At 69.0% G+C, this 4,703-nt stretch carries 4 protein-coding genes; 1 reads left to right on the forward strand and 3 read right to left on the reverse strand.

Annotation, left to right across the window (positions count from 1 at the left end; genetic code table 11):
* Both RMP09_RS21070 and RMP09_RS21075 read right to left on the reverse strand, forming a co-directional pair.
* Window positions 1-560, reverse strand: a 560-nt coding sequence (locus RMP09_RS21070) for a coniferyl-alcohol dehydrogenase (RefSeq protein WP_310567936.1), incomplete at its 3' end; no start/stop codon positions are given.
* A 32-nt stretch (window positions 561-592) separates the two neighbouring features.
* Window positions 593-2,068, reverse strand: a complete 1,476-nt coding sequence (locus RMP09_RS21075) for a benzaldehyde dehydrogenase (protein WP_310567938.1) — start codon at window positions 2,066-2,068, stop codon at window positions 593-595.
* Window positions 2,069-2,322: 254 nt separating this feature from the next.
* Here RMP09_RS21075 and RMP09_RS21080 point away from each other — a divergent pair, with 254 nt between their 5' ends.
* On the forward strand, window positions 2,323-4,152 hold the full coding sequence (locus tag RMP09_RS21080) for a sigma 54-interacting transcriptional regulator (protein WP_310567939.1): 1,830 nt from the start codon (window positions 2,323-2,325) through the stop codon (window positions 4,150-4,152).
* Between the two features lie 19 nt (window positions 4,153-4,171).
* Here the strand turns inward: RMP09_RS21080 and RMP09_RS21085 are convergent.
* A partial coding sequence (locus tag RMP09_RS21085; protein ID WP_310567940.1) for a transketolase-like TK C-terminal-containing protein occupies window positions 4,172-4,703 on the reverse strand: 532 nt, incomplete at its 5' end.

A 4,703-nucleotide genomic window follows, 5' to 3' on the forward strand; every position in this document is an offset into this window, starting at 1 on the left:
GCGACGCAGTTCATGCGAATGCCGCGCTCCAGAAACTGCTTCTGCGACTGGGTGTGGGTCCAGACGATCAGCGCTTCCTTGAAGTACTGGTAGCAGGTCTCTTGCGGCACCGGGTGCTGGGCGAGCCAGGCGGAGCCGGCCTCGAAGCTGGCGGTGGCGCCCAGTTCGCGGTGCAGCTCCAGCCGGGCCGGCCATTCGGCGCCGAGGATGGACGAGATGTTGACGACCGAACCGCCCTCGGTCATGCGCTCCACCACGCGCTGCGTGAAGTGGCGCAGGCCCAGGTAGTTGACCTGGCCCACCAGCGCGGCGGGTGCCGTGCCGGGCACGCCGGCGATGTTGGCCAGCGCGTCGATGTGCGCGGGCAGCTGGCCCATGGCGGCATCGATGGCGGCAGGGTCGCCCAGGTCGATCTTGACGAAACCGTCCAGCGTGAGCATGGGGTCGTTGCGGTCCACACCGATCACGCGCGCGCCTTGCAGGCGGGCGAGTTTGGCGAAGTCCGAACCGATGCCCGAGCCGCAGCCCGTGACGACGATGGTCTTGTTGGCGAGTTGCATGGGTCTTGTCTCCGGTTGTTTGGGGGTCGGGGTCAGAACGGGAACGGCGGTGGGGCGTCCTTCACGGTGATCCACTGCCACTGCGTGTACTCGTCGATGTCGGCCGGGCCGCCCACGCTGCCGCCGTTGCCACCGATGCCGGGGCCGCCGAAGGGGTTGGTGCACTCGTCGCAGACGGTCTGGTCGTTGATGTGGACCATGCCGGCGCGCAGGCGCTGGCCGATGGCCAGGGCGCGGCCGATCGAGGGGCTGATCACCGCGGCGGCCAGGCCGCCCTGGCTGGTGTTGGCCAGCTGCACGGCTTCGTCGTCGGTTCGGAACGTGACCAGGTTGACCACCGGGCCGAAGGGCTCTTCGTCGAACGAGCGGATGCCGGGCTTCACGCCCGAGAGCACGGTGGGCTTGTAGCAAAGGCCCTCGTAGGTGCCGCCGGCTTCGAGCACGGCGCCCTGTTTCACGCTGTCTTGGATCACCGAGTCGAAGTGCGCGAGCTGCTTGGCGTCGATCAGCGGGCCCAGGGCCACCTGGCCGCTGGCGCCGTCACCCACCGGCAGGTGCGTGGCCTTGCCGACCATGCGCGCCTTGAAGCCTTCGGCGATGGACTCGTGCACCAGGATGCGGTTGGACGCCATGCAGATCTGGCCCTGGTGGAACCAGGCGCCGAACGCGGCAGCGCTGGCCGCGGCGTCGAGGTCGGCGTCTTCCAGCACGATCAGGTTGTTGGCGCCGCCCAGCTCCAGCGACACCTTCTTCAGGTGTTCACCGGCCAGCGCGCCGATGCGGCGGCCCACGGCGGGCGAGCCGGTGAAGGCGATCATGGGCACGCGCGGGTCGACCACCAGCGCCTCGCCGGCTTCGGCGTCGCCCGGCAGCACCTGCAACACGCCTGCCGGCAGGCCGGCTTCTTCGAACACGCGGGCGATGATGAAACCGCCGCTCACCGGGGTGCGCGTGTCGGGCTTGAGCACCACTGCGTTGCCCAGCGCCAGCGCGGGGGCCACGGCGCGCAGGCTCAGGATCAGCGGGAAGTTGAAGGGCGAGATCACGCCCACCACGCCGTGCGGCACACGCCGAGCGAACGACAGCCGTCCTGGCCCGCTGGGCAGCACCTGGCCCTGGGCCTGCATCGGCAGGCCGGCGGCCAGGTGGCACAGCGTAATGGACTCGTTCACCTCGTGCTGGCCCTTGGGCAGGATGCCGCCGGTTTCGCGGGCGATGGTCAGGGCCAGCTCGGCGAAGTGTTGCTGCAAGAGCGCGGCGGCGCGGTGGAACACGGCCGAGCGTTCGCGTGGGCCGGTGGCGGCCCAGGCAGCCTGGGCTGCGTGAGCCCGGCCGATGGCGGCGCGCATGTCGGCGGCGCTGGCGATGCCCACCTGCGAGAGCACCTGGCCGGTGGCCGGTTCCTTGACGTCGCGCACGCTGGCGAGTGCGGTGGACCATGTGCCGTCGAAGGCTTTGCCCGACGTGATGCGGCCGTCGAGCCAGACCGGATTTTCGGAAACACCCATTGTTTTGCTCCTGTTGATCGTTCATGCACACCACACGGTGGCTGCAACAGGTTTCGCAACGGACGTACCAGCGCGGACGCGATGGCCGACCCGGAGGCGGGCATTTCCGGGTTTTTTCAGAGGGGCCGATCAGGACTTTCCCTAGGGGGTTTGTGGGGGTCGGAAGGCCCTGCTGGAACCCCAAAAAAGTTACTATAAATAAACAAATGTGATGTTCACATTTCATCAAAACATCCATCAATTGATGTTCCCCCATGCCCAGACAACGCATCTCCCTGGCCGACCTGGCCCGCATCGCGAACAGCGGCCAAGACGAGCACCGGACCGAACCCGGCGAGCGGGTGATGGCCGGGTTCGACACCAGCGGCATCAGCCAGCAGGCGCACCCGACGGTGGCCGATCTGAGCGAGTGCCTGTTCTTCTCGCCGGGCGACGGCCGCATCTGGCTGCAGGACCAGCGCATGGTGCTGCTGCATTCGGAATCGCTGGGTTCGCTGCGCCGCGAGCTGATCGACAGCATCGGCCTGGACAAGGCGCGCGGCCTGCTCACGCGCGCGGGTTACGTCAGCGGGGCGCGCGACGCGCAACTGGTGCGCCAGCAGTGGCCCGACGCCGACCCCCCCGCTGCCGCCATGGCGGGCACGCGCCTGCATGCGCTGGAGGGCGTGGTCCAGGTGGAGCTGGTGCATGCGGCCTACGACGCGGTCACCGGGGCCTACGACGGTGAATTCCTCTGGCACAACTCCAGCGAGGACGACGAACACATCGCCGCCTACGGCGTGGGCGGCGCGCCCGCCTGCTGGATGCAGGTGGGCTACGCCACCGGTTATGTGAGCACGCTGTTCGGGCGGCTGATCGTCTTTCGTGAAGTGAACTGCCGCTCTTCGGGCGACCCCCACTGCCGCGTCATCGGCAAGTCGGCCGAACTCTGGGACGACGTGCAGCAGGACCTGCGCTACCTGAACGCCCAGGCCTTCGTGGGTGCGTCCGCGGTGGCCGACGGCGCGGTGCCGGTGGTGGATCTGCAGGCCTATGCGGCGGCCAACCCCGGCACCGAACAGAGCATGGTGGGCGCATCCTCCTCGTTCAACGCGGCCTGCCACATGCTGCACCGCGTGGCGCCGACCACGGCCACCGTGCTCTTCACGGGCGAGTCCGGCGTGGGCAAGGAGATGTTCGCCAGCACCCTGCACCGCATCAGCCCGCGCAAGGACAAGCCCTTCGTGGCGATCAACTGCGCGGCCATTCCCGAGACCCTCATGGAGAGCGAGCTCTTCGGCGTGGAGCGCGGTGCCTACACCGGCGCTGGTGCCTCCCGCCCGGGGCGCTTCGAGCGCGCCCACGGCGGCACGCTGTTCCTCGACGAGGTCGGCACGCTGAGCTTCGTGGCCCAGGGCAAGTTGCTGCGCGCCCTGCAGGAGGGCGAGATCGAACGCGTGGGTGGTACACGGTCCATCGACGTGGATGTGCGCGTGATCGCGGCCACCAACGTGGACCTGCGCCAGGCGGTGCGCGAAGGGCGGTTTCGCGAAGACCTGTTCTTCCGCCTCAACGTTTTTCCCATCCACCTGCCCCCGCTGCGCGACCGGCGCGACGACATCCCGCTGCTCATGAGCCACTTTCTCGCGCACTACAACAAGCGCCACCAGCGCCAGGTGGCGGGCTTCAGCCAGGCCGCGGTGAAGGCCATGTACAACTACGGATTCCCGGGCAACATCCGCGAGCTGCAGAACCTGGTGGAGCGCGGCGTCATCCTGGTGAGCGACGGCGAGGCCATCGATGTGCACCACCTGTTCAGCAGCGGCGAGTCGCTGGCGCAGGACGTGCTCTCACTCGCCTGGCGCGATGGCGGTCCGGCCACGCTGAGCCTGCTGGGCGCCCGCCAGCCGTCACCCTCACCGGACGAGGCGGCGGGCACTGCGCAAGGCACGTCGAAAAGCGGTGCGCTGGAACAGGCCGAACTGGCGCTGCTGCGCCAGGCCATCCGGCGCAGCGGCGGCAACCTCGCGGCCGCGGCGCGCGACCTCGGGGTCAGCCGCGCGACCGTGGCCTACCGGGCGAAGAAGTTCGGACTGGCGACGTGATGCAGGGCGCTGCGCGCCCTCAGGCGGCCAGCGCCGCCTTCACGATGCTCGCGGCATCGACCTGAAAGTACGCGCGCAAAGCCGCGCGTGTGTCGCTGCGGCCGAAGCCATCGGTGCCGAGGGTGGCGTAGCGCCGGCCCGCTGGCATGAAGGCGCGCACGCTTTCCGGCACGGCGCGCACGTAGTCGGTGGCGGCGATCACCGTGCCTTCGCTGCGCGCCAGCAGCTGCGTGATGTGGGGCACGCCATCGTTGGCCACACCATCCCGCGCCAGTTCGCTCCAGCTGGTGATGCTGAACACATCCACCCCCACGCCCTGTTCGGCCAGTTGCTGCGCGGCCTGGATCACTTCGGTGAGGATGGCGCCTGAGCCCAGCAGGGTGACCCGCAGCCCGCCCTGCGGCCCGTAGTGGCCAAAGTGGTAGCCGCCGCGCAGCACGCCGTCGGCCACGCACTCGGGCAGGTCGGGGTTGGCGTAGTTCTCGTTCATGAGCGTGACGTAATAGAACACGTCGCGCTGCTCGACCAGCATCTCGCGCATGCCGGCGTCC

This window comes from Hydrogenophaga sp. (genome assembly GCF_031426985.1).
Lineage (GTDB): Bacteria > Pseudomonadota > Gammaproteobacteria > Burkholderiales > Burkholderiaceae_C > Hydrogenophaga.

What these genes read in the sequence shown, in the direction of transcription:
- RMP09_RS21075 (WP_310567938.1), bottom strand. Translation starts at nt 2,068, where the DNA reads ATGGGTGTTTCCGAAAATCCGGTCTGGCTCGACGGCCGCATCACGTCG.
- RMP09_RS21080 (WP_310567939.1), top strand. Translation starts at nt 2,323, where the DNA reads ATGCCCAGACAACGCATCTCCCTGGCCGACCTGGCCCGCATCGCGAAC.